At 69.0% G+C, this 21,087-nt stretch carries 22 protein-coding genes and 2 tRNA genes; 17 read left to right on the forward strand and 7 right to left on the reverse strand.

The genetic code is table 11. The features are described 5' to 3' along the window. Positions 1-265: 265 nt before the first annotated feature. Together GR702_RS06750 and GR702_RS06755 are read left to right on the forward strand one after the other, a co-directional pair. Entirely contained in the window at positions 266-691 is a 426-nt protein-coding gene (locus GR702_RS06750; RefSeq protein ID WP_160985219.1) for an MAPEG family protein, read from the forward strand. Continuing rightward, positions 688-978: a DUF1294 domain-containing protein gene (locus GR702_RS06755; protein WP_160985220.1), complete on the forward strand. Its 291-nt coding sequence runs from the start codon at positions 688-690 to the stop codon at positions 976-978. The genes GR702_RS06750 and GR702_RS06755 overlap by 4 nt, the downstream gene beginning before the upstream one ends. Positions 979-1,000: 22 nt before the next feature. On the opposite strand, the gene GR702_RS06760 is transcribed toward GR702_RS06755, so the two are convergent. The 3 genes from GR702_RS06760 to GR702_RS06770 form a co-directional block, all read right to left on the reverse strand. Continuing rightward, positions 1,001-1,363: a hypothetical protein gene (locus GR702_RS06760; RefSeq protein WP_337192544.1), complete on the reverse strand. Its 363-nt coding sequence runs from the start codon at positions 1,361-1,363 to the stop codon at positions 1,001-1,003. Between the two features lie 14 nt (positions 1,364-1,377). After that, positions 1,378-4,842, reverse strand: coding sequence for a DUF7379 domain-containing protein (locus tag GR702_RS06765; RefSeq protein WP_160985221.1), 3,465 nt, complete (start codon positions 4,840-4,842; stop codon positions 1,378-1,380). A gap of 132 nt (positions 4,843-4,974) precedes the next feature. Then, a complete protein-coding gene (locus tag GR702_RS06770) occupies positions 4,975-6,303 on the reverse strand; it encodes a NupC/NupG family nucleoside CNT transporter (RefSeq protein ID WP_160985222.1) in 1,329 nt (442 codons plus the stop codon). A 106-nt stretch (positions 6,304-6,409) separates the two neighbouring features. On the opposite strand from GR702_RS06770, the gene GR702_RS06775 reads away from it, so the two are divergent. From GR702_RS06775 to GR702_RS06810, 8 genes are all read left to right on the forward strand, one after another. Continuing rightward, on the forward strand, positions 6,410-7,042 hold the full coding sequence (locus GR702_RS06775; RefSeq protein WP_160985223.1) for a queuosine precursor transporter: 633 nt from the start codon (positions 6,410-6,412) through the stop codon (positions 7,040-7,042). 119 nt (positions 7,043-7,161) lie between these two features. Continuing rightward, positions 7,162-8,061, forward strand: coding sequence for an acetylglutamate kinase (argB, locus tag GR702_RS06780; protein WP_160985224.1), 900 nt, complete (start codon positions 7,162-7,164; stop codon positions 8,059-8,061). A 68-nt stretch (positions 8,062-8,129) separates the two neighbouring features. Then, entirely contained in the window at positions 8,130-8,705 is a 576-nt protein-coding gene (locus GR702_RS06785) for a hypothetical protein (protein ID WP_160985225.1), read from the forward strand. A 158-nt stretch (positions 8,706-8,863) separates the two neighbouring features. Further along, positions 8,864-9,157 (forward strand): YggT family protein, encoded by a 294-nt coding sequence (locus GR702_RS06790; RefSeq protein WP_160985226.1) that lies wholly within the window; start codon positions 8,864-8,866, stop codon positions 9,155-9,157. Next, positions 9,157-10,053: a bifunctional methylenetetrahydrofolate dehydrogenase/methenyltetrahydrofolate cyclohydrolase FolD gene (gene folD, locus GR702_RS06795; RefSeq protein WP_160985227.1), complete on the forward strand. Its 897-nt coding sequence runs from the start codon at positions 9,157-9,159 to the stop codon at positions 10,051-10,053. The genes GR702_RS06790 and folD overlap by 1 nt, the downstream gene beginning before the upstream one ends. Further along, positions 10,050-10,820, forward strand: coding sequence for a hypothetical protein (locus GR702_RS06800; protein ID WP_337192545.1), 771 nt, complete (start codon positions 10,050-10,052; stop codon positions 10,818-10,820). The genes folD and GR702_RS06800 overlap by 4 nt, the downstream gene beginning before the upstream one ends. A 1-nt stretch (position 10,821) precedes the next feature. Continuing rightward, a complete protein-coding gene (locus GR702_RS06805; protein ID WP_160985228.1) occupies positions 10,822-11,457 on the forward strand; it encodes a MarC family protein in 636 nt (211 codons plus the stop codon). Between the two features lie 17 nt (positions 11,458-11,474). Further along, on the forward strand, positions 11,475-11,801 hold the full coding sequence (locus GR702_RS06810; protein WP_160985459.1) for a YnfA family protein: 327 nt from the start codon (positions 11,475-11,477) through the stop codon (positions 11,799-11,801). 39 nt (positions 11,802-11,840) lie between these two features. Here the strand turns inward: GR702_RS06810 and GR702_RS06815 are convergent, their stop codons facing one another. Beyond that, positions 11,841-12,452, reverse strand: a complete 612-nt coding sequence (locus GR702_RS06815; protein ID WP_160985229.1) for an LON peptidase substrate-binding domain-containing protein — start codon at positions 12,450-12,452, stop codon at positions 11,841-11,843. A gap of 4 nt (positions 12,453-12,456) precedes the next feature. After that, positions 12,457-13,359 carry a tetratricopeptide repeat protein gene (locus GR702_RS06820; protein WP_237449609.1) on the reverse strand — a complete coding sequence of 301 codons (903 nt, stop codon included), beginning with the start codon at positions 13,357-13,359 and terminating at the stop codon, positions 12,457-12,459. Between the two features lie 243 nt (positions 13,360-13,602). Between GR702_RS06820 and GR702_RS06825 the strand changes: the two genes are divergently transcribed. The 3 genes from GR702_RS06825 (at position 13,603) to GR702_RS06835 (ending at position 14,319) form a co-directional block, all read left to right on the forward strand. After that, a tRNA-Gly gene (locus GR702_RS06825) sits at positions 13,603-13,677 on the forward strand. A gap of 85 nt (positions 13,678-13,762) precedes the next feature. Then, complete coding sequence (locus GR702_RS06830) at positions 13,763-14,110, forward strand: VanZ family protein (RefSeq protein ID WP_160985231.1); 348 nt, start codon at positions 13,763-13,765, stop codon at positions 14,108-14,110. Positions 14,111-14,244: 134 nt separating this feature from the next. Beyond that, positions 14,245-14,319, forward strand: a tRNA-Gly gene (locus GR702_RS06835). A gap of 109 nt (positions 14,320-14,428) precedes the next feature. Here the strand turns inward: GR702_RS06835 and GR702_RS06840 are convergent. Continuing rightward, on the reverse strand, positions 14,429-15,775 hold the full coding sequence (locus GR702_RS06840) for a TldD/PmbA family protein (RefSeq protein WP_160985232.1): 1,347 nt from the start codon (positions 15,773-15,775) through the stop codon (positions 14,429-14,431). 102 nt (positions 15,776-15,877) lie between these two features. Then, complete coding sequence (locus GR702_RS06845; protein ID WP_160985233.1) at positions 15,878-16,330, reverse strand: hypothetical protein; 453 nt, start codon at positions 16,328-16,330, stop codon at positions 15,878-15,880. Positions 16,331-16,525: 195 nt separating this feature from the next. On the opposite strand from GR702_RS06845, the gene lptB reads away from it, so the two are divergent. The 4 genes from lptB (at position 16,526) to GR702_RS06865 (ending at position 21,081) form a co-directional block, all read left to right on the forward strand. Further along, a complete protein-coding gene (lptB, locus tag GR702_RS06850) occupies positions 16,526-17,347 on the forward strand; it encodes an LPS export ABC transporter ATP-binding protein (RefSeq protein WP_160985234.1) in 822 nt (273 codons plus the stop codon). A 56-nt stretch (positions 17,348-17,403) separates the two neighbouring features. Further along, positions 17,404-18,945 (forward strand): RNA polymerase factor sigma-54, encoded by a 1,542-nt coding sequence (gene rpoN / locus GR702_RS06855; protein WP_160985235.1) that lies wholly within the window; start codon positions 17,404-17,406, stop codon positions 18,943-18,945. 111 nt (positions 18,946-19,056) lie between these two features. Next, on the forward strand, positions 19,057-20,367 hold the full coding sequence (locus GR702_RS06860) for a glycosyltransferase (RefSeq protein ID WP_160985236.1): 1,311 nt from the start codon (positions 19,057-19,059) through the stop codon (positions 20,365-20,367). Between the two features lie 204 nt (positions 20,368-20,571). Beyond that, positions 20,572-21,081: a methylated-DNA--[protein]-cysteine S-methyltransferase gene (locus GR702_RS06865; protein WP_160985237.1), complete on the forward strand. Its 510-nt coding sequence runs from the start codon at positions 20,572-20,574 to the stop codon at positions 21,079-21,081. Positions 21,082-21,087: the final 6 nt, after the last annotated feature.

Below are 21,087 nucleotides of genomic sequence, written 5' to 3' on the forward strand. Positions count from 1 at the left end.
TCGGGAGTTTCTCATAGCCTCTCCCGTGGCCCTCGGCGACAAAAGGTTTGAAACCGGCAACCCTTGCGTGATGCCCGCAAGGAACCCCCGCGCCGACCGCCTTGCCGTCCGCTGAACTTCTCCCCCGGCGTTATCCCGCATTCGCCAGCGGGTGATGAGGCGTGCCTCGCGCCTGTGCGCAGTTGCGCGCGGCTACGCTCGCCGCCCTTGCTCCCGCCGCGCCATCCGGGCATCGTCGCGCGCGCCACAACAGGGAGACGCCGCGATGCCCACGAACCCCACGCTCATTTTCCTGCCGATGCTCGTCGTCGTCGCGCTGACTTTCGTCGCGTTCGTGCGCATGGCGGCAGCGCGCTCGGGCGTCATCAAGACGATGGAGCCGGGCTACTACCGCGCTCACATCGGAGAGCCGGAGCCCGAGGTCGCCCGAACGGCGGTGCGCCACTACGGCAACCTGTTCGAACTGCCGACGCTGTTCTACGCGGCCTGCCTGACCGCCTTCGTGGTGGCCACTGTCACGCGGTGGACGCTCATCTTCGCCTGGGCCTATGTCGCCGCGCGGGTGGTGCAGAGCCTCATCCACGTCACCTACAACAACCCCGCCCATCGCGGCGGGGCCTTCGTCCTCAGCATGCTGTTCATGCTTGCCCTGTGGATCAACGTCGGGCTGGCGATCCTCTCCCGGGTATGATGACGCTGCAAGTGGCGCAGGCGGGGCTGGCGCTGCTGGTGCTGCTCAACCTCGCGACATTCCTGGCCTTCGCTCTCGACAAGGCCCGGGCACGGCGGCGCGGCCGGCGGATCGCTGAGGCGACGCTGCTGTGGCTGGCGCTGGCGGGCGGCACTCCCGGCGCCTATGCCGGGCGGCGCAGCTTCCGTCACAAGACGCGCAAGCAGCCCTTCGTCGGCCGCCTCCACGCCATCGCCGTGCTGCAGTTGACGGCCCTTGCGGTCGCCGCGTGGCTGCTGCTGCGCTAGCGACGGCTTCCCGCCGGAGGGCTCAGCCGACCTCGCTCCCGCCCCCGTCACGCGGAGCAGGCGCGGCGCGTTCGCGGGCCTTGATGCCGCGGATCTGCGCAAGGTCGCCTTCGAGCACGGCAAGCGCGTCGCGCTCCCGTTCGCTCAGCCCCTCCCGGTCGAAGTGGCGCATCAGCACTTCCAGCGCGTCGCCGATCCGGCCCAGCTGCCTGCCATAGCTTCCCACCTCGTCGAGGATCGCGCGCTCGATCTCGGGGTGGCGGGTCTCGCCGATGTTGACGTTGACGAGGCCAAGCTGCGAGCCTTCGAACGTCCAGGTCCAGGCGTTGATCGCCTGCCACAGCTTCTCGGGCGCGAGGCTGAACTGGAAGGGAGGGAGCGGCATCTGTGCCATGGTGCTCACCGGGCCCTTGCGAAGGGATTGCCGTAGACGGTGTAGGCGAGCCAGGTGAAATCGCTTTCGCCCTGGCATGCGACCCGCCCGGCCTTCACCGCGTCCACCAGCCGGTCCCCCGCCAGCAGCCGCGTATAGAACGTCTCGGCGAACGTGCGCGCCAGCGTATCGCCCACCGACCACAGCGCGCCCACGAAGACCGCCGCGCCGCCTTCCGTCACCGGCCTTAGGAAAGCGTCGGCAAAGCCTGATACTCCCGAAATTCCCTCGCCCGCGCGCCCGGTCTGGCAGGCGTTGACGAAGACCATGCCGCTCGGTTCGCTCCCCCGCTCGTGGAACAGCGCGCGCCGCTTCACCGCGCTGGAGGAGAGCAGGTCCTCGGCGATGGTGCCCTTGTCCGTCACTTCGCCCGAGAGCACGAGGTCCGAGTTCAGCACCGCCATCTGCTGCGCCTCGCCGTGGCAGGCGAAGTGGAGCAGGTCGCACTCGGCCGCGTTGCGCGCAAGGAAGCGGCCCACGCTTTCGCTCTGCCCCTCGCCTTCGAAGCGTTCCACCGCCGCAGCCTTGCCTTCGAACAGCTGGGCCAGCATGTCGCGCTCCTGCGTGGCCTGGGGCAGCCTGTCCTCAACGTTGAGATAGTCCGGGATGACGTAGCGCACCCGGTCGGGCCGCAAGTGCAGGGTATCGGCGGGCCACACCGCGTTGTACATCCAGCGCACCAGGCCCCATTCGGCGAGGAAACCGCGGTTCTCCCGTCCGCCGCCCGCCGGATCGTCGATATAGAGCAGCTCCCAGGGCATGTACGGACTGTCGGCGATGACCTGGATGGCATCGATCCGGTCGCGGTGCTCCCACAAGGCGTGGCGCACGTCCTGCGGCACCAGCTGGTTGGTCGCGTCGATGGCGAACTCGGTGATGCGCGCGAGGAACAGGCGGTACTCGGTGCGGCTTTGGCGGTAGGCGGCGTCGAGCTTGCCGAGGAACTGGCCGACGAAGCTTTCCATGCTGAAGCTGGCGGGCAGCACCTTGTCCCAGGTCTCCGCCAGGCCACGCCCCGAAAGGTCGTAGCGGATCAGCAGCGAGCCGTCCTGCTGGCGCAGCTCGTAGATCCGCAAGGTGGCGGCATTGCCGGCGGCGGCGCGGTCGGGCACGGCGGCGACCCGCGCGCAGACCTTGTCGCCGCTTCCGGCCAGGAACACCGGTTCGAGCAGCAGCGAGGCCAGCGGCAGTCCGTCCTGCTGGATCTCCACCTGCACCCGCGCAAGCCCCGGCGCGAAGCCCTCGACCTGGAAGCGCAGACCGGCAGCGTCGTCGGGCACGGAGACGTGCTTTACCGCCGCGCCCACTACTGCGCAGTTGGCGAGCCCCGTCACTGTGACGGCGATCGGCTGCGAGGGGGAGACGGCGATGGGCGACATCGTCGCGCCGGCGTGCGGCCCCTCGGCGACGATCCTCTCGCGCGAGACGGTGACGAACAGCGGAACGGGCCTTGCGACGACGGGAGCCGAGTCCATCTCGGCCGCGAAGAAGCAGGCGGCGGCGGGAACCGGCAGGGCCGGCGGAAGCGTGGCGTGTGGCGATGCGGTCGCATGCGGCGGCGTGACGCTTTCGACGGCGGCGGCGGCGGTCTCGATGCCGTCGCCCAGCATGTCGGCGCCCGGCAAATCGGGAAACGCCCGGAACATCATGCCCCCGTCCGAAGGCACGGCGGGAAACGGCTCGGGGGGAGCCGAGCGGCTGCGCCTCCGCTCGCCCGGCGAGGCCTTTGGAGGCGAGGGCTTGGACGGCGCGGGGGATGGTGGTGCCACCGCTGCCGGGAGCATCGCGGCGCCGGGCGCTATCGCCGGTTCCCCGGGAGGCGGCGGCCCGGGCAGAGCGGCGGCCCGGCGTTCGTCCCCGAGCAGCCAGTCGTGCAGGGCCTCGGCGACGGAAGGCACCGCGAAGTAGATCACGTGGTAGACCGCGTCTTCCAGCGGCATCTCGCGCAGCAGCGGGAAGGAAGGCGCCTCGGCAGCGTCGCCGAAATCGGTCATGGAAGCGGTGTCGACGACAAGGTCGTTGGCCTCGTCGCGAAAGAAGCGGTCGACGACCCGGTCGCCCACGAATAGGGCGAGCTTGCCCGCGATCCCGGTGGCAGCCCCGCGTGCGGGCTCGAAGTTGGACGCGACCACGTGCACCGGCCCGGCGGTCCCCAGCGCGTCGGCGCGGGCGAGCCGGCGGATCGTCTCGCTGCCGGGCCGCATCGCGGCAAGGCCGGGGACGCGCCCTTCCTCGACGCCGACGAGAGGCATCGCCTTGACGAAGCCTGCCACGAACTTGATCGCCTGCTGCGTCACCATGCCCACGAGCGGCGCGGTCGCGGCGCCCAGCAGCGTGGTGCCGGCCATCAGGATGCTGGTGTAGAGGTCCACCAGGGTGCGCCAGTTCGCAGGCTCGGCAAGGTGCGTGCCGGCATTGGTGCAGCCCACGAAGACGAGCTTGCCGAAACGCAGCCGCTCCCCCAGCCGCGCGACGGTGCTGCGCAGGACAAGCCCGCCCCGGCTGAAGGCGACCGCATCCACCTCAGTCCCGTCCGGGAGGAAGGCCAGCGCCTGTTCGAACAGGGCGGCGTTGGCTTCCGGATCGACGGCAAGGGTGCGGTGGTCCACCCCCAGCACGAGATCGTAGCGAAGGCGCGCCTGTTCGAGGAAGCTGCGCCCGGCAGGCGTCGCTTCCAGCGCGCCGAAGCTGCCGCGCACGCTGGAGAACGTGCCGTGGACGAACAGCAGGACGCGGGCAGGCCGGTCCAACCCTTCGATCCGCGCGCGGGCCGGGGCCGGAGCAGGCGCGGCGCCTGCCACCCAGCCAACCGCAGGGCCGTCCATCGCCACCAGCCCTTCGACGAGGTCGCCTTCGATCCGTGCGACGGCAAGGTCGATCGCCTGCGCGGCGACGAAGCGGGCGACGCGGATGCGCACCGGTTCGATCAGCCGGTCGACGATGGCGCTGCCCAGCCCGCGCCTTTCGGAGGCGGCGGGGCTTTCGCCGGGGGGCGCGAGGGTGAACGTGAGCGTCTCCTGCCCGGCGCCGCCGCGGGTCCGCCGCAGCGCGTCCGAGGCCGCAATCTCGGGAGTGGCGGAATGAAGCTCGTCCGGGAAAACCCAGTGGAAGACGCCGTCCTCGCCCTCGACCAGGACGAGTGCCGATTCGCCCGGGGCGACGTCCACCTCGACGCGGGGGCTCTCCACCTGCGGCGAAGGCGCGCGGCGCTCGTGCCGGCTGGCGGGCGCAGGCGGCGCGGGAACGGCGGGCGGGGCCACGACGAGGTCGGCCACGACGTCCATCCCGGCCTGGGCAAGAGCACCGTCAAGGACGGCCTCCGCCTCGCCGCCAGCCCCGCCCCCGGCTCTCGATCGTCGCAGGGCAGCGGGCGCCGCCTCCACTTCGATCACACCGACAAGACGCACTCCCGTGGCAGGTGTCTGAACCATGGCGGTATCCCCCATGCGCCGGACTCGGCCGGCGGGTTGCTCATCGCAAGCAGGGAGAATGCCTCAATCGCGGCGACTTGTTCATGACGTTTGCCGTCATTGCGGACCGTCGCGCGGTTTTGGAGCGGTGCCTCAGGCCGCCGTCAGGAACAGGCCCGCAAGCGCGGCGCTCATCAGGTTGGAAAGGCTTCCGGCCGCCAGCGCGCGAATGCCCAGCCGGGCGATGATCGGGCGCTGGTTGGGGGCAAGGCCACCAGTCACCGCCATCTGGATCGCGATCGAGGAAAAGTTGGCGAAGCCGCAGAGCGCGAAGGTCACCACCGCCACCGTGCGCGGCGACAGGCCGGCATCCTTGCCCAGTTCGATGAACGAGACGAACTCGTTCAGCACGATCTTGGTGCCGAACAGCCCACCCGCGTGCATCGCCTCGGTCCAGTCGGGCGTGGCGAGAAGATAGAAGATCGGCGCGAAAACGTAGCCGAGCAGCGACTGGAAAGTGACACCGCCAAAGCCGAAAAGGCCTGCCGCCCAGCCGACGAAGCCGTTCGCCAGCGCGATCAGGGCGACGAAGGCCAGCACCATCGCACCCACCGCGACGGCAAGCTTCACGCCCGTCTGCGCGCCCTGCGAGGCGGCCATGATGATGTTGGCGGGCTTTTCCTCGTCATGCTCCACCGCCTCGGGCTCGTCGACGTGGACGCCGGGCTGGTGAGTCACGTCCGCCCGGTTGAGCGCGGCGGCAGCGAGGCCGGCGGGGGGCAGGGCGCTTTCGTGCACGTCGAGATCGGCCGAGGCCGCGCCCGGGCGCGGGTCGGGCATGATCATCTTGGCCATGAAGATACCCCCCGGCGCCGACATGAACGCGGCGGCGACGAGATAGTCGATGCGGATACCCATCGAGGCATAGGCGGCCAGGATCGTCCCCGCGACGCCCGCAAGGCCCACCGTCATCACGCAGAACAGCTGCGAGGGGTTGAGCGAGGCGAGGTAGGGGCGGATCACCAGCGGCGCCTCGCTCTGCCCCACGAAGATGTTCGAGGCCGCGCACAGGCTTTCCACCTTGGAGATGCCGGTCACCTTCTCCAGCGCGCCGCCCAGCCAGCGCACGACCAGCGGCATGATGCGCAGGTAGTACAGGATCGAGATCAGCGAGGCGAAGAAGATGATCACGGGCAGCGCCGCGATCGCGAAGCTGGTGCCGCCGATCTCGGGCGAGGCGAGCGGGCCGAACAGGAAGTCCACCCCGGCATGGGCATAGCCCAGCAGGCTCTCCACGCCCGAAGCCGCGCCGCGCAGTATGCGGTTGCCCACCGGCACGTAGAGCACCAGCGCGGCGAGACCGGCCTGCAGGGCGAAGGCCGCGCCCACCACGCGCAGGCGAATGGCCTTGCGGTCGGTGGAAAGCAGGAAGGCTGCCGCCATGATGAGAACGATGCCGATCAGGCTATAGGCGACATGCATCGAGGCGCGGGGCTCCGGAAGGAAAACGTTGAGAACAGCCCCCGACCCTACCGGCGCAGGCGCGGGACGACTAGTGCAATCGTGCGTTCGCCGCTAGAGGGCTTGGATGCAGCCCCAGAATCGCTCCATCCCTTCCGCGCTCTTCCTGTTTTCACTGATCTACGGCGGAATGGTCACGCTGGGAGGCGTGCTGGGGACCAAGCAGGTGGCGCTGGGGCCGCTCGCGGTGGAAGCGGGCATCTTCCCATTCCTGACGCTGGTGGCGATATCGAGCGGCATCGCCGAACTCTATGGCAAGGATACCGCCAACCGCCTGGCGCGCTTCGGACTGATACCGCTGGCGATGGCGATCGGCCTCACTTTCTTCGTGCTTCGCCTGCCCACCGATCCGGGCATGTACGAACCGGCCAAGGACGCCTTCCCGATCGTGCTGTCGCAGTCGGGGCGGATGATGGCGGCGGGGATCTGCGCCTATGCGGTGTCGCTCACGCTCAACATCTGGATCTTCTCGCGCCTCGCCCGCGCGACGGGGCGCTTCGCCGGGCTGCGCGGCTTCATCGCCGCCGCCCTTTCGCAGGTGGTCGATACCGCGATCTTCATCACCATCTCGTTCTATGGCGAGCGGGAGATCGGCACGATCCTTCTGGGACAGGCGCTGGCCAAGGTCGTCCTTTCCGCCTTCGTGGTGCCGGTGGTGATCTGGCTGGTGGTGAAGCTGGGCCGCAAGCTCGACGCCTGAGCGGCTGACGGCCTTAGCGGCTCACAGGCTGACGGGTAGACGGGCGGGGCGAAGCGGCCGCGCGCAAAATCGTCCGAAAACGGGTTCAAAAATGCGTGCACGCGCGTAAAGCGCGTTGCATGTCGAATCCCCACCACCCCTCGCTGCTGGCCAAGGCCGAAACCCTCGTCGATGCGCTGCCCTACATGCAGCGATATGCCGGGCGGACCTTCGTCGTGAAGTACGGCGGCCACGCCATGGGCAATCCCGAAAAGGCGGTAGACTTCGCCGAGGACGTGGTGCTGCTGAAAGCGGTGGGCATCAACGTGGTGGTCGTTCACGGCGGCGGCCCGCAGATCGGCGCGATGCTCAAGAAGGTCGGGGTCGAGAGCCGGTTCGTCGATGGCCTGCGCGTGACCGACAAGGCTACCGCGCAAGTGGCCGAGATGGTCCTGTGCGGTGCGATCAACAAGGAGATCGTGAGCTGGATCGCCAAGGCCGGCGGCAAGGCGATGGGAGTCTCCGGCAAGGACGGCGGCATGGTCACCGCCCGCAAGGTGGAACGCACCCGCAAGGACCCGGACAGCCTGATCGAGCAGGTCGTCGACCTCGGCTTCGTGGGCGAGCCCGAGACGATCGACACCAGCGTCATCGAGACGATCTCGGGCGCGGGAATGATCCCGGTCATCGCTCCGATCGCGGCCGGGGCCGACGGCGAGACCTACAACGTCAACGCCGATACGATGGCCGGCGCCATCGCCGCCGCGCTCGGCGCCTCGCGCCTGTTCCTGCTGACCGACGTCGCCGGTGTGCTCGACAAGCAGGGCCAGCTGCTCACCGACCTGACTCCTTCGGCGATCGAGGGGCTGAAGGAAGACGGCACGATCTCGGGCGGGATGATCCCCAAGCTGGAAACCTGCATCCATGCGGTGGAAGCAGGCTGCGAAGCGGCGGTCGTGCTTGACGGGCGGGTATCGCATGCCATGTTGCTGGAAATTTTCACGCAGGAAGGTGCCGGCACGCTGATCCGGGCGGGTTGAGACTTCCTCCACGGCCAGGCGTTCCTCGGGAGGGGGAAGTCCTGCGAACCGAAAGGCACTTGAAGGCAATGCGCATCACCACAGCACTCGCAACCCTGCTCTCGGGCCCGGCGCTGTTGCTGCTCGCCGCCTGCGACAAGGCGGCGGACGCGCCCTCCGCTGCCGCAAGTGCCAGCATGGACGCCGCTTCCGATGCCAGCGGCGCGGTGGTAGACGATGTCGCCGATGTCGCCGCCACCGACGGAGCGCCTTCGGTCGATGGCGCCGTCGCCAGCACGCTCGACATGGGCGCCCTGGCCGAGCGCCGCGATCCCGAGCGGCTGGTGCGCTACTATGTCAGCGCGGTGCGAGTGAAGGACTGGGCCAGCGCCGCCCGGGCGTGGAGCCTCGACGCGCAGATGACGCCCGCCAAGCTCGAGGCCTCGCTGGGCGGCGATGCGGGCGCGAAGCTTGCCGTCGGCAAGGGCGACGTCGAAGGCGCGGCGGGCTCGCTCTACTACGAGGCGCCGCTGGTGGTCGATTTCGGCGGCGGCCAGCCCTCGAAGCGCGGCACCATCGTGCTTCGCCGCGTCAACGATGTGCCCGGAGCCAGCGAGGAGCAGCTTAACTGGCGGATCGAGCGGACCTCCACGCTGACGCAGTGATCGGCTAGCGTAAGCGATCCGCCGGGGATCGTCGCGGCTCCCAATGCATCGCCGGTTCCGATCAATTGCCGGTGGACGCGCCCTTGCCCCGGCGCGGTCTGCTCGGCTATCAGCGAGCGGTAAGGCGCGCGTCCCCCGCGCATCCAAAGGAGCCGGCGTTGCTGTTCTTGACCCTTTATCAGATCGTCGATTACCTCATCAACATCATCGTCTTCGTGGTGATCGTGCAGTTCGTGCTGGGGCTGCTGATCGCGTTCAACGTGGTCAACATGCACAACCAGTTCGTCTCGGCGGTCTACACGGCGCTGAACGCGATCTTGGAGCCGATGCTGCGGCCGATCCGGCGCATCATGCCCAACACCGGCGCGATCGACTTCTCGCCGATGGTGCTGATCATCGGGCTCACCATCCTGCAGATCATCCTGGCCAACCTTGCAAGGGCCTACGCCTGATGACCACCGCCTCGATCATCGACGGCAAGGCCTTCGCAGAAACGCTGCGCGCCCGTGTCGCCGATGCCGCCGCCAGCTTTGCGCAGCAGGCCGGACGCAACGCGGGTCTCGCGGTGGTCCTCGTCGGGGAAGACCCGGCGAGCCAGGTCTACGTGCGCAACAAGGGCCGCCAGACGCTGGCCTGCGGCATGGAAAGCTTCGAGCACAAGCTGCCCGCCGATGCGCCCGAGGCCGACCTGCTGGCCCTGGTGGAGCAGCTGAACGGCGATCCGGCGGTCGACGGCATCCTCGTCCAGCTGCCGCTGCCCCGCCACATGGACGAGGCGAAGGTCATCGCCGCGCTCAACCCCGACAAGGACGTCGACGGCTTCCACGTGGTGAACGTCGGCCGTCTTGCCACCGGCGCGCCGGGGTTCGTGCCCTGCACGCCGCTGGGCTGCGTGATGCTGCTGAAGGATCAGCTGGGCTCGCTCTCGGGCCTCGATGCGGTGGTGATCGGGCGATCGAACATCGTCGGAAAGCCCATGGCGCAGCTGCTGCTGGCGGAAAGCTGCACGGTGACCGTGGCGCACAGCCGCACCCGCGACCTTGCCGATGTGGTGCGCCGCGCCGACATCGTCGTCGCCGCGGTCGGCCGCCCGGAAATGGTCAGGGGTGACTGGCTGAAGCCCGGCGCCACGGTGATCGACGTGGGCATCAACCGCGTCCCCGCGGCCGAGGACGGCAAGAGCAGGCTGGTGGGCGATGTCGATTTCGCTTCGGCCAGCGCGGTCGCGGGCGCGATCACGCCGGTGCCGGGCGGCGTGGGGCCGATGACCATCGCGGTGCTCCTGCGCAACACGATCGTCGCTGCGCATCGCAACATGGGGCTCGCGCTCGACGAGACCCTCCTGTGAGGCCGGCCGCGCCGGGCCGGGCGCGCGCGTTCGTATTCGCAGCGGTGCTGGGCCTTGGCGCGGTGGCGATGGCCGGGCACGGCGATGCGCGTCCGCGCGGCTATCGCGGACCGCCCGGGCATGGCACCGCCAATCCCAGCGCGCTTGTCGCCGCCGAGATCGCCTTCGCCCGCATGGCGCGCGAAAAGGGGCAGTGGAGCGCCTTTCGCGAGTATGCGGACGAGGATGCGACGATGTTCGTGCCCGAGGCCGTGCGCGCCCGGGACTGGCTCAAGGGGCGCGACGATCCGCCCGCGCCCGTGCAGTGGCAGGCGCACCAGGTCTGGATGAGCTGCGACGGCACGCTGGGCGTCACCAGGGGCGCGTGGCAGCGCCCGGATGGCTCCACCGGCTATTTCACCACCATCTGGAAGCGCCAGAAGAAAGGCGATTTCCGCTGGGTGCTCGACCAGGGAGACACCCTCGCGCAGCCGCTTGCCGAGCCGGACATGCTCTCGGCCTCCGTGGCCGACTGCCAGCGCGGCGTGCGCGGCGTGGAGCCGGACGGCACGATCGTGGTGGAGGAGCAGTCCGCCTCGCGCGCGAAGGGCTCGGGCCGTTCGGCGGACGGTACGCTGACGTGGAAATACGCCGTCGCGCCGGACCGCTCGCGCACGATCTCGGTGTCGATGCGCAAGGACGGCGGGATGCGCGAAGTGCTGGCGCTTAGCGTGGCGGCACCCGTTGCGGCGCCCCGGGCGGGCGACGGCGGGGCCGGGGGGCAATAGAATGTACGAACTTTTCATCAGCGCCTTCATCACGCTTTTCGTGGTGATCGATCCGCCCGGCTGCGCGCCCATCTATGCCGGGCTCTCGGCCGGGGCGAGCCGCAGGCAGGCGGTCTCGATGGCGGCGCGCGCCTGCATCATCGCCACTCTCATCCTCGTCGTCTTCGGCCTGTTCGGCGAACGCCTGCTCGGCGCGCTTCATATCGAACTCGACGCCTTCCGCATCGCGGGCGGCATCATGCTCTTCATGATCGCGGTCGACATGGTGTTCGAGAAGCGCACCCAGCGCCGCGAGGAGCGGGCCGAGAAGGTCAAGGCTCACAACGCCGACACGCACGAGGTGGAGGACGTCTCCGTCTTCCCGATGGCGATGCCGATGCTGGCGGGCCCCGGCTCCATCGCGACGATGATGCTGCTGACCTCGCGCGCGCGGGGCGATGTGCAGACCGCCGTGATCCTGGGCGCGATGCTGGCGGTGATGGCGCTGAGCTTCGCCGCGCTCGCTGCCGCCGGGCCGCTGATGCGCGTGCTGGGCGACAAGGTGGAGGCGGTGATCACGCGCCTTCTCGGCGTCCTGCTGGCGGCCCTGGCGGCGCAGTACGTCATCGACGGGATCAAGGCCTCGCTGCTGTCGTGATCGCCGGGCCGCAGGTCATGGCGACCGGCGCGGTCTACCTCGCGGCGGCGCTGGCGGAGATCGGCGGCTGCTTCGCCTTCTGGGCCTGGCTGCGGCTGTCGAAGAGCGGGTGGTGGCTGGTCCCGGGCTGCGCCTCGCTGGTGCTTTTCGCATGGCTGCTGACGCTGGTGGATACCTCTCAGGCGGGCCGCGCCTACGCGGCTTACGGCGGCATCTACATCACCGCGGCGTTGGCGTGGCTGTGGCTGGCCGAAGGCGTGCGGCCGGACCGCTGGGACCTGCTCGGCGCTGCGCTGTGCCTTGCGGGAGCGGGCGTGATCCTGCTGGCGCCGCACCGCTCCTGACGCCGCCCGCCGTTCTCGACGGGGTGGAGCGACGCGCCCTTACTGCAGGGTGGCGCCCTCGTCGTCGTCGTCGCGGGTGCGCCCGAAGAACTGCATGAGCTGGACGAGCAGCTCGCACCGCGCGACCAGGCCCGGCGCTTCGAGCAGGGCCTGCTTGGCTGCGGGATCGAACGGCGCGATCTGCGAAACGCCGTTGATGAGCGAAACATCGTCGAGCCGCCCCACCTGATCCCAGTCCACCACATGGCCTTGCGCCTCGGCGAAGCGCCGCGCTTCGCGCTCGAAGCTGGCGCGTTCGATCGGGGCGAGCACGGCGCTCTCGTCCTCGGGAAGGAGTTCGGCCTCGACCTGGCGGAACGGCGTCGTCACATCGAGTTCGCGCAAGGTTCGAAAGCGTGACAGGCCCGAAAGGACGATGTTGAAGCGCCCGTCCTCGAGCGCCTCGACATCGCCGATGCGCCCGACGCAGCCCACGCTGTAGAGCGGCGCGCCCTCGGCCGGGCGCTGGGGCTGGATCATGCCGATCCGCCGGTCCCGGGCCAGTGCATCGCTCACCATCGCCCGGTAGCGCGGCTCGAAGATGTGCAGCGGAAGCTGCAGCCCGGGATACAGAACCGCGCCCGTCAGCGGGAAGATGGTGATCCGCGTCAAGACGTCAGCCGAACAGGATCGTCGAAAGCTTGCGGCGGGTGGCCGAAACCCAGGGATCTTCCAGTCCCACGGCCTCGAAGATCTGCAGCAGCTTGGCGCGGGCGGCGCCCTCGTTCCACTCGCGGTCGGAGGCGACCATGCGCAGCAGCGTGTCGGCGGCGGCATCGCGCTCACCGGCGGCGAAGGCGGCGCCGGCGAACGCGAACTGCGCGTCCATGTCGGCCGGGCGCTCGGCAGCGGCGGCGCGAAGGGCGGCGAGTTCGCTGTCCTCGGGCCGGTCCTGCGCAAGCGAGAGGGCATTGCGCGCCCGCTCGACCTGCGGATCGGTGCTGAGCGGCTCGCCCAGCGAATCGAGCACCTGCGCCGCTTCCTCGAGCCGACCGGCGGCGATGAAGGCGCGCACGAGACCGGCGATGACCTCGCCGTTGTCAGGCGCGATCTCGAGGATCTGCATGAAGATGCTGGCGGCGCGCTCGCCATCCCCTGCGGCCAGCGCTTCCTCTCCCATGGCGATCAGCGGAGCGAGGTCCACTTCCGGCTCGGCGCCGCCCGGCTGCACGGGAAGCTTCGCCAGCAGCTGGTCGAGCATACCCTTGATCTGCGATTCGCTGCGGGCGCTGGTAAGGTCGGCAACGGGCTGGCCCTGGAAGATCGCGTAGACGGTCGGGATGGAGCGGACCTGGAACTGGGAGGCGATGAACTGCTCTTCGTCCACGTTGACCTTGGCAAGGACCACGCCCTTGTCCGCGTATTCGGCGGCAACCTTTTCCAGCACCGGCGTCAGCGCCTTGCAGGGGCCGCACCATTCGGCCCAGAAATCGAGGATCACCAGCTGGGTCATCGAAGGCTCGGCCACTGCCTTGCGGAACCGATCCACTGCCTTCTGCTCGTCGAGGTTGAGACCCATGCTGGCCAAGGTACGTGCTCCCATAAGCTGTTGCGCCGCGCCTTGCGCGGGGCGGATCGGCCATAGATCGGCCCTCCACGCCGATTTGTGAAGGGCGAATGCGCCGTTTCGGTCTCTTGCGGCCGTTCGCAGGCGTGCGTGAAAGATTTCTTTCAGTTCCCTCTTGCGGGCCCTGCCAACCGCTGCTAGTGGCGCGCCTCCACACCGGAACGGCCTAGTTGCCACCCGGTCTGAAGCGCCAGAGCGGGCGTAGCTCAGTGGTAGAGCACAACCTTGCCAAGGTTGGGGTCGAGGGTTCGAATCCCTTCGCCCGCTCCAGTTTCCCTCCTCCATCGTCGATCGCAATGGCTTGCTGCGCAAGCGCACCGTTGTGTCTGCTGCACTGCGGCATGATAGTGCGGCCATGCAGAACCTCTTCCGAATCGGCTTCTGGCTCGCGCTCGCTTTCGCTGTCGTCATGGCGGTGCTGCCTCATCCCCCGCAGCTTCCCGGCGCGCCGGGCGACAAGGTGCAGCACATCCTCGCCTTCGCCACGCTCGCAGTGCTGGCCGCGCTCGGATACCCGCGCGTCCCGAAGCTGAAGATCGGCCTCGGCCTCGTGCTGGTGGGCGCCGGGATCGAGGTGGTGCAGATGGTGCCCATGCTCCACCGCGACGCGCAAGTGTCGGACCTGGTGGCCGACAGCCTCGCGATCCTGCTCGTGCTTGCGCTCGTGCGGCTTGCTTTCGGCATGCGCCGCAGGGCCGGGTGACAGGCGCGGGAAGGGCCACGGGAAGCGCGCGCGGGAGATTGCGTTTCTCCCTCTTGCGGTCCCTCCAAAGCGCTGCTAGTGGCCCCTCCACCCGGACGGAGACGCCATTCGCGTCACTCCGGTTCAACGCCAGAGCGGGCGTAGCTCAGTGGTAGAGCACAACCTTGCCAAGGTTGGGGTCGAGGGTTCGAATCCCTTCGCCCGCTCCAGCGATCCTCCCTCCATATCGCGCATGAAGCGTCTGGATGCGCCCGCAGCTGCGCCCCGGACGGCCTGGCAGCACGGGGGCGGTTAGCCTCGGGCGCTGCACGCCGCCTTTCAGTCTCCCGCCACCGTCATGCCATCCACGCGCACCGTGGGCACGTTGATCGCGCGGTACCATTCCAGATCGTCGGCCGCGGTCATGCGCGCGAACATCGCCAGCAGGTTGCCGGCGATGGTGAACTCAGCGACGGGACCGGCCAGTTCGCCGCCGACGATGCGGAAGCCCGCCGCGCCCCGGCTGTAATCGCCGGTGACGCCGTTCACGCCCTGGCCGATGAGTTCGGTGACGTAGACGCCGTGGGCAATGTCGGCGATCAGCTGCGCCGGGGAAAGCGCGCCCGGTGCAAGGTGGACGTTGCCCACCGAGACGCCCGGGGCGCCGCCGCCGTTGCGGGTCGCATGGCCGGTAGGGGCAAGGCCCAACTGGCGTGCGGACGCCGAATCGAGCAGCCATCCGGTGAGGCGCCCGTCCTCGACGAGGTTGCGCGGCGTGGTCGCCAGCCCCTCGCCGTCAAACGGGCGGGCGCGCAGGCCGCGCGGCGCGTGCGGATTGTCGACGATCAGCGTGCCGGGAGCGAAGATCTGCTCTCCCAGCCTGTCGAGCAGGAAGCTGGAGCGCCGCGCGATGGCGCTGCCCGAGATCGCGCCGAGCAAGTGGCCGACGAGCGAGCTGGACACGCGCGGATCGAAGACGACCGGCATCGGCCCGCTCTTCATCCGGCCCGAATCGAGCTTGGCGACTGTGCGCGTGCCGGCAAGGCGGCCGATCTCGGCGGGAGAGGGCAGGTCCTCGCCGTGGTGAGCGGTGCGCCAGGCATTGTCGCGCTGCTTGCCCGCTCCGTCTCCGCCAACGACCGAGGCGCTGACCGAATGGTTGGTCGAACCGTAAGCCCCCGAAAAGCCATGGCTGGTCGCCAAAGCGAACACACCAACGCCCGCACTGGCGGTCGCGCCGTCGGAATTGGTGACGCCCGGCACCGAACGCGCCGCGTCCTCGGCTTCCTCTGCCATGGCGCGCAGGGCCGAAGGGCTGGGCTCGGCAGGATCCACCAGGTCCAGCTCGGGCCAGGGGCCGCGTGCCAGCATGTCCTGCGGCGCGAGGCCGGCATAGGCGTCCTCGGGCGCGAGCCGGGCCATCGCGATGGCACGCTCTGCCAATTCGTCCAGAGCAGCGGGAGAGAGGTCGGACGAGCCGATGCTGGCGGAACGGGTGCCCGCGAAGACGCGCAGGGCGATGTGCTCGCCCTCGGATCGCTCCACATCCTCGAGCTTGCCGAGGCGGACCTGGATGCCTTCGGAGGAACTGGCGCCGTAGACAGCGTCTGCCGCGTCCGCTCCGGCGCGCCGGGCGCGCTCCACGAGGTCGAGCGCGCGGTCCCTGGCCTGATCCGGTGTGAGCATCGTGCCTTATAACTCCCGAGCGGCGAAATTGCGTCGGCCCGCCCTAGTCGCCGCGAGGGCGCAGGGCAAACGGGACTTGCTGCCGGGAAAAAGGCGTGGCGGCTACTCGAAGGCGAGAGCCAGGGCCTTGAACAGGCCGGTCAGCGCGAACGGAAGGCCGATCGCCAGCGCCCAGAGGGCCAGGCGATCGCGCCGGTAATAGCGGGCGAGGGCGGGATCATGGGCCTGCTCGTCGTCGAGCCGGTTCCACCGCGCCTCGAAGCGGCGACAGGCAGGGATGATCGCGACCACCAGCATGACGAGCGCGAAGTAAGGCAGCAACGAGCCGTGGCCGGCCTTGAGAGCGCCCACGGTCACGAAGATCTGCAGCGCAGTGTAGACCAGCAGGGCGTAGGCGATGTGGTCGCTCATCTTGCGGCGCCAGTCGATCACCGATGCGCGAGCGTCATCGCTGCCCCGGTCCAGCGAAGCCGGGGCCGCAGGCGTGCCCAGCGGCGCGGCGTTCGTGGAACCCAGCGCCGGCTGATGCGCTGCATGATCGGAAATCCTGTCCATCCAGGGCAACTCCCCATCTTTTTTCAGAGTACATCATCGAATGTCGGTCAGATCAAGCTCGGTTCCCTTTCGGGCAAGCGCGAACGGCAGTGCGTGCCGCTTCGGCGGCAGGTATGCACGAAACCTGCCAAGTGGTCGCACTAAGCGGAAATGCCGTCTTGCCGTGGCGCCCTGCGCTGCGTTAAGTCCTGCGCGATGACTGCAAGCACCGATCTCACGCAGAACCCCGGCAGCGCAGCGGCGGAAACGCACGCTGTCGAAGGGGGCGCCATCGACGCCGAACTCCTGAGGGAGAACGGCGGCCTCGAGGTCATTTCGATCGCCAAGAGCTACGACAAGCGGGCGGTCCTGACGGACATCTCGCTGTCCGTCGCCAAGGGCGAGGTGCTGGGCCTGCTGGGGCCGAACGGCGCCGGCAAGACGACCTGCTTCTATTCGATCATGGGGCTGGTGCGCCCGGACTCGGGCCGCATCCTGATGGACGGCGTCGACGTGACCCGGCTGCCGATGTACCGCCGCGCCATCCTGGGGCTCGGTTACCTGCCGCAGGAAACCTCGATCTTCCGCGGCCTCACGGTCGAGCAGAACATCGCCGCCGTGCTCGAACTCAACGAACCGGACCGCGACGTGCGGCAGGGCGAGCTTGACCGCCTTCTCGACGAATTCGGCCTCACCCGCCTGCGCGGCAGCCCGGCCATGGCGCTTTCCGGCGGCGAGCGTCGCCGGTGCGAAATCGCGCGCGCACTGGCCGCCAAGCCCTCGATCATGCTTCTGGACGAACCGTTCGCAGGCATCGATCCGCTTTCGATCTCGGACATCCGCGATCTCGTGCGCGACCTGAAGACGCGCGGCATCGGCGTGCTCATCACCGACCACAACGTGCGCGAGACGCTCGACATCGTCGACCGGGCCTGCATCATCTATGGCGGCCAGGTGCTGTTCGCCGGCAGCCCCGAAGCCCTTGTCGCCGACGAGAACGTGCGCCGCCTGTACCTTGGCGAAGGTTTCACGCTTTGACGCGCGCCCCGCGCATCGAAGTGCCGGGGGACCGCGTCCGCACGGACCGCTGAGCCATGGCTCTGGGGCCACGCCTGGACCTCAGGCAAAGCCAGTCGCTGGTCATGACGCCGCAGCTCCAGCAGGCGATCAAGCTGCTGGCGCTGTCGAACCTCGAGGTGGAAACCTTCATCGGGGAAGCGCTCGACGCCAACCCTCTGCTGGACGTGGGCCAGACCGGCGCCGGCGAGGGCGTGGAGTTGCCGGGCGAGCAGATGGCGGGCGAGCAGGTGGCGGGCGAGCAGATGGGGGAGGAGCGGCGCACGACGCTGGAGGCCTCCTCGGTCGACCGGCTGATCGGTGAGGGCCATGCGGCGGCCGACAGACCGCTCGACATCGACGCAGGCGCCCTCGACCGTGATCGCGACACCGGCGACGGCAACTTGCGCGACGATGCGGGCTGGGGCGCGGAAATGCGCAGCGGCGCCGCCGAGGATGGGCCGGGGATCGACGAGCGCGCGGCGCTGCAGGGAACGCTGGCGGAGCATCTGGAGGCGCAGGTCTTTGCCGCCGCGCGCGATCCCTTCATCGCGGGGATTGCCCACTACATCATCGGCCAGCTGGACGAGGCGGGGTATCTGGCGCTGCCCCTGTCGGAAATCGCGGCGGACCTCGGGATCGCTCCTGCCGAGGCCGAGGCCGGGCTCGCCCTTGTCCAGACGCTGGAACCTACGGGCGTCGGCGCGCGCAGCCTGTCGGAGTGCATCGCCCTGCAGGCGCGCGAGGCGGATCGCCACGATCCGATCATGGCGCGCCTGATCGACAATCTCGATCTTCTGGCGCGCGGCGAACTGGCGCGGCTCAAGCGCATGTGCGGCGTGGACGACGAGGACTTCGCCGACATGCTGGGCGAACTGCGCGGCTACGATCCCAAGCCCGGGCTGCGCTATGGCGGCGAGCCGGGGGGAGCCGTGACGCCCGACGTGCTGGTCACGCCGCGGGCCGACGGAGGCTGGGACATCGCGCTCAACCAGGCCACGCTGCCGCGCCTCGTCGTCAACCGGGGCTACTATGTGGAGCTGAAGGGCGACTGCACCGACAAGGCCTCGCGCGCCTGGCTTTCGGAAAAGCTCGCCGACGCGAACTGGCTTATCAAGGCGCTGGACCAGCGGCAGAAGACGATCCTCAAGGTGGCCGCCGAGCTGGTCAAGCAGCAGGACGGCTTCTTCCGGCACGGCGTCGCGCACCTTCGCCCGCTGACGCTGCGGGCCGTGGCCGATGCGATCGGCATGCACGAATCCACCGTCAGCCGCGTGACCTCGAACAAGTTCCTGAACTGCCCGCGCGGTACCTATGAGCTGAAGTATTTCTTCACCTCCGGGGTGGGCTCGGCCGACGGGGAGGGCGGAGCCTCGGCCGAGGCGGTGAAGGCAGCCATCCGCCAGTTGGTCGATGCCGAGGATCCCAAGGCGATCCTGTCGGACGATGCGCTGGTGGAGCTGCTGAAGGCCAGGGGCTTCGAGCTCGCCCGCCGCACCGTCGCCAAGTACCGCGAGGCGATCGGCCTCGGCAGCTCGGTGCAGCGCCGGCGCCAGAAGTCGCTGGCCGCGATCCGGTGAACGCCGAGCCGGGCGGAAGCACGGCTTCGGTTTTCACCTAGAAGCGCTTTGCGCGCCGTTCACCATGTCGTCCTAGCCTCCGGCAGCGAAAGCGCCAGCGGAGGCCCCGGCATGATACCCAAGACCTTCCACTTCATCTGGGTGGGCGACGAGAGCCGGCGACCGGACAACTGCATCCAGACCTGGCGCGATGCGCACCCGGGCTGGGCGTTCCACCTATGGGGCAATGCCGAGCTCGACGGGCGGGGCTGGATCAATGCCGGGCACATGGCCGCGATGCGCGAACGCGAGCTCAATGGCGTGGCCGACATGATGCGATGGGAGATCCTGCACGAACATGGCGGCCTGGTGTTCGACGCCGATTCCATCTGCGTGGCGCCGCTGGACGACTGGCTCCTGCGCTGCGAGGCCTTCGCCTGCTGGGAAAACGAGATCGCGCGGCCCGGCCTCATCGCGGCGGGGTACTTCGGCTGCATGCCGGGCAACCCCTTCGTGCACCAGATCATCGAGGACATCTCCGCGATGCCGAGCGTGGTCGATGCCATGGCATGGCAGACCGTCGGACCGCAGCGCCTGACGGATGCCTACCGCGAGCACCGCTATACGCCGCTGCGGATCTATCCCAGCCACTACTTCATCCCGCGGCATTTCACGGGCGTGACGTACGAGGGGCCCGACCGGATCTATGCCCACCAGCTATGGGGCTCGACGCTGGGAACCTACGATCACCTGCACGAGGCCGATGTGTCCGGCGTGGTCGCTCAGGCGGCTGACCCGGCACCGGCGCAGACGGCGGCATCCTCGCCGCTCGAACGGCTGCACGCGCCTTACTTCCTCCAGCGCGTGCCGGTCAGCTCCGAGCTTGCCGATCTGGACCGCATCCAAGTGCTGCGCGGCCTCTGCGCCGGCCAGCGGGTGCTGCATGTCGGCTGCGCGGACTGGCCGATCACCGATCCGCGCACCTCGCTCCACGTCGCGCTGGAGCCGCACTGCGCCCGGCTGGACGGCCTCGATCCGCATGCCGAAGCGCTGGATGCGCTGCGCCCGCACGTGTCCGGGGAACTCTTCACCGACTTCGCGCAAGTCTCGCAAGGCTACGACCTGGTGCTCGTGCCCGAAGTCCTGGAGCATGTGGCCGATGTCGCAGGGTTCCTGGCGCAGGTCGAGGCCATCGACGCGCCGCTGTTCCTGATCTCCGTTCCGGACGCCTTCCAGTGCCGCGCCCGCCATTTCGACTACGTCGAGCAGACCGAGACATTCTTCGAGGCGGTGCATCCCGATCACAACCACTGGTACACGCCCTATACTTTCGCCAACACCCTGGCGAAGTACACCCGGCTCGAAATGCAGCGCATGTGGTTCTTCAACCGCATCTCCCTTCTCGCCCTGCTCAGCAGGCGGGAACCAGATGGCGGAAGCTGAGTTATAGATGCGTGTCCCGGTCAAGGGCGGCTTTTACGAGCCGCCCTTTTTCGTTTTTGACCTTTGGATGGCGGCTTCAACGAGCCGCCCTTTCGGTTTTTGGCTCTCGAACGGCGGCTTCAACGAGCCGCTCTTTTTCGTTCCCCTCCGGCATCGCCGGTGCCGTATTGTCGCGGAGGCCAGCGATGGTCTAGGCTGGCGCGGATGCTGCCCGAGACACCGCGCCCTCTGCGCCTGCGCAAGATGGCCTCGCCCGTCGGGGAGCTGACCCTGCTGGCGGGGGATGACGGTCTGGCAGCCGTGTTGTGGCAGGACGAACGGCCCGGCCGGGTCGTGGCGGGACCTGCTGAGCCGGGCGGCCATCCTATGCTCGATGCGGCGCAGGACCAGCTGAACGCCTATTTCGAGGGCCGCCTGCGCCGGTTCGACCTTCCGCTGGACTTTCGCGGAACGGATTTCCAGCGCGCGGTCTGGCGGGCCCTGCTAGACATCCCCTACGGCGAGACGCGCAGCTACGGCGAGATCGCGCGGGCGCTCGGCCGCCCCGGAGCGAGCCGCGCAGTGGGAGCGGCGAACGGCCGCAATCCGATCTCGATCGTCGCGCCGTGCCATCGGGTGATCGGCAGCGGCGGCGGGCTTACCGGGTTCGCCGGGGGACTGGCGGCGAAGACATGGCTGCTGAGGCTGGAAGGGCATCCGCTGCTTCCGCTCTGAGGGGGC

The organism is Novosphingobium silvae (assembly GCF_009856825.1).
In the GTDB taxonomy this organism is placed as follows: Bacteria; Pseudomonadota; Alphaproteobacteria; order Sphingomonadales; family Sphingomonadaceae; genus Novosphingobium; species Novosphingobium silvae.

Bases quoted from the DNA above. Each gene is read 5' to 3' on its own strand.
- GR702_RS06750 (WP_160985219.1), top strand. From the start codon at position 266: ATGCCCACGAACCCCACGCTCATTTTCCTGCCGATGCTCGTCGTCGTC.
- GR702_RS06755 (WP_160985220.1), top strand. From the start codon at position 688: ATGATGACGCTGCAAGTGGCGCAGGCGGGGCTGGCGCTGCTGGTGCTG.
- GR702_RS06760 (WP_337192544.1), bottom strand. From the start codon at position 1,363: ATGCCGCTCCCTCCCTTCCAGTTCAGCCTCGCGCCCGAGAAGCTGTGG.
- GR702_RS06765 (WP_160985221.1), bottom strand. From the start codon at position 4,842: ATGGTTCAGACACCTGCCACGGGAGTGCGTCTTGTCGGTGTGATCGAA.
- GR702_RS06770 (WP_160985222.1), bottom strand. From the start codon at position 6,303: ATGCATGTCGCCTATAGCCTGATCGGCATCGTTCTCATCATGGCGGCA.
- GR702_RS06775 (WP_160985223.1), top strand. From the start codon at position 6,410: ATGCAGCCCCAGAATCGCTCCATCCCTTCCGCGCTCTTCCTGTTTTCA.
- argB (WP_160985224.1), top strand. From the start codon at position 7,162: ATGTCGAATCCCCACCACCCCTCGCTGCTGGCCAAGGCCGAAACCCTC.
- GR702_RS06785 (WP_160985225.1), top strand. From the start codon at position 8,130: ATGCGCATCACCACAGCACTCGCAACCCTGCTCTCGGGCCCGGCGCTG.
- folD (WP_160985227.1), top strand. From the start codon at position 9,157: ATGACCACCGCCTCGATCATCGACGGCAAGGCCTTCGCAGAAACGCTG.
- GR702_RS06805 (WP_160985228.1), top strand. From the start codon at position 10,822: ATGTACGAACTTTTCATCAGCGCCTTCATCACGCTTTTCGTGGTGATC.
- GR702_RS06810 (WP_160985459.1), top strand. From the start codon at position 11,475: ATGGCGACCGGCGCGGTCTACCTCGCGGCGGCGCTGGCGGAGATCGGC.
- GR702_RS06820 (WP_237449609.1), bottom strand. From the start codon at position 13,359: ATGGGTCTCAACCTCGACGAGCAGAAGGCAGTGGATCGGTTCCGCAAG.
- GR702_RS06830 (WP_160985231.1), top strand. From the start codon at position 13,763: ATGCAGAACCTCTTCCGAATCGGCTTCTGGCTCGCGCTCGCTTTCGCT.
- GR702_RS06840 (WP_160985232.1), bottom strand. From the start codon at position 15,775: ATGCTCACACCGGATCAGGCCAGGGACCGCGCGCTCGACCTCGTGGAG.
- GR702_RS06845 (WP_160985233.1), bottom strand. From the start codon at position 16,330: ATGGACAGGATTTCCGATCATGCAGCGCATCAGCCGGCGCTGGGTTCC.
- lptB (WP_160985234.1), top strand. From the start codon at position 16,526: ATGACTGCAAGCACCGATCTCACGCAGAACCCCGGCAGCGCAGCGGCG.
- rpoN (WP_160985235.1), top strand. From the start codon at position 17,404: ATGGCTCTGGGGCCACGCCTGGACCTCAGGCAAAGCCAGTCGCTGGTC.
- GR702_RS06860 (WP_160985236.1), top strand. From the start codon at position 19,057: ATGATACCCAAGACCTTCCACTTCATCTGGGTGGGCGACGAGAGCCGG.
- GR702_RS06865 (WP_160985237.1), top strand. From the start codon at position 20,572: ATGCTGCCCGAGACACCGCGCCCTCTGCGCCTGCGCAAGATGGCCTCG.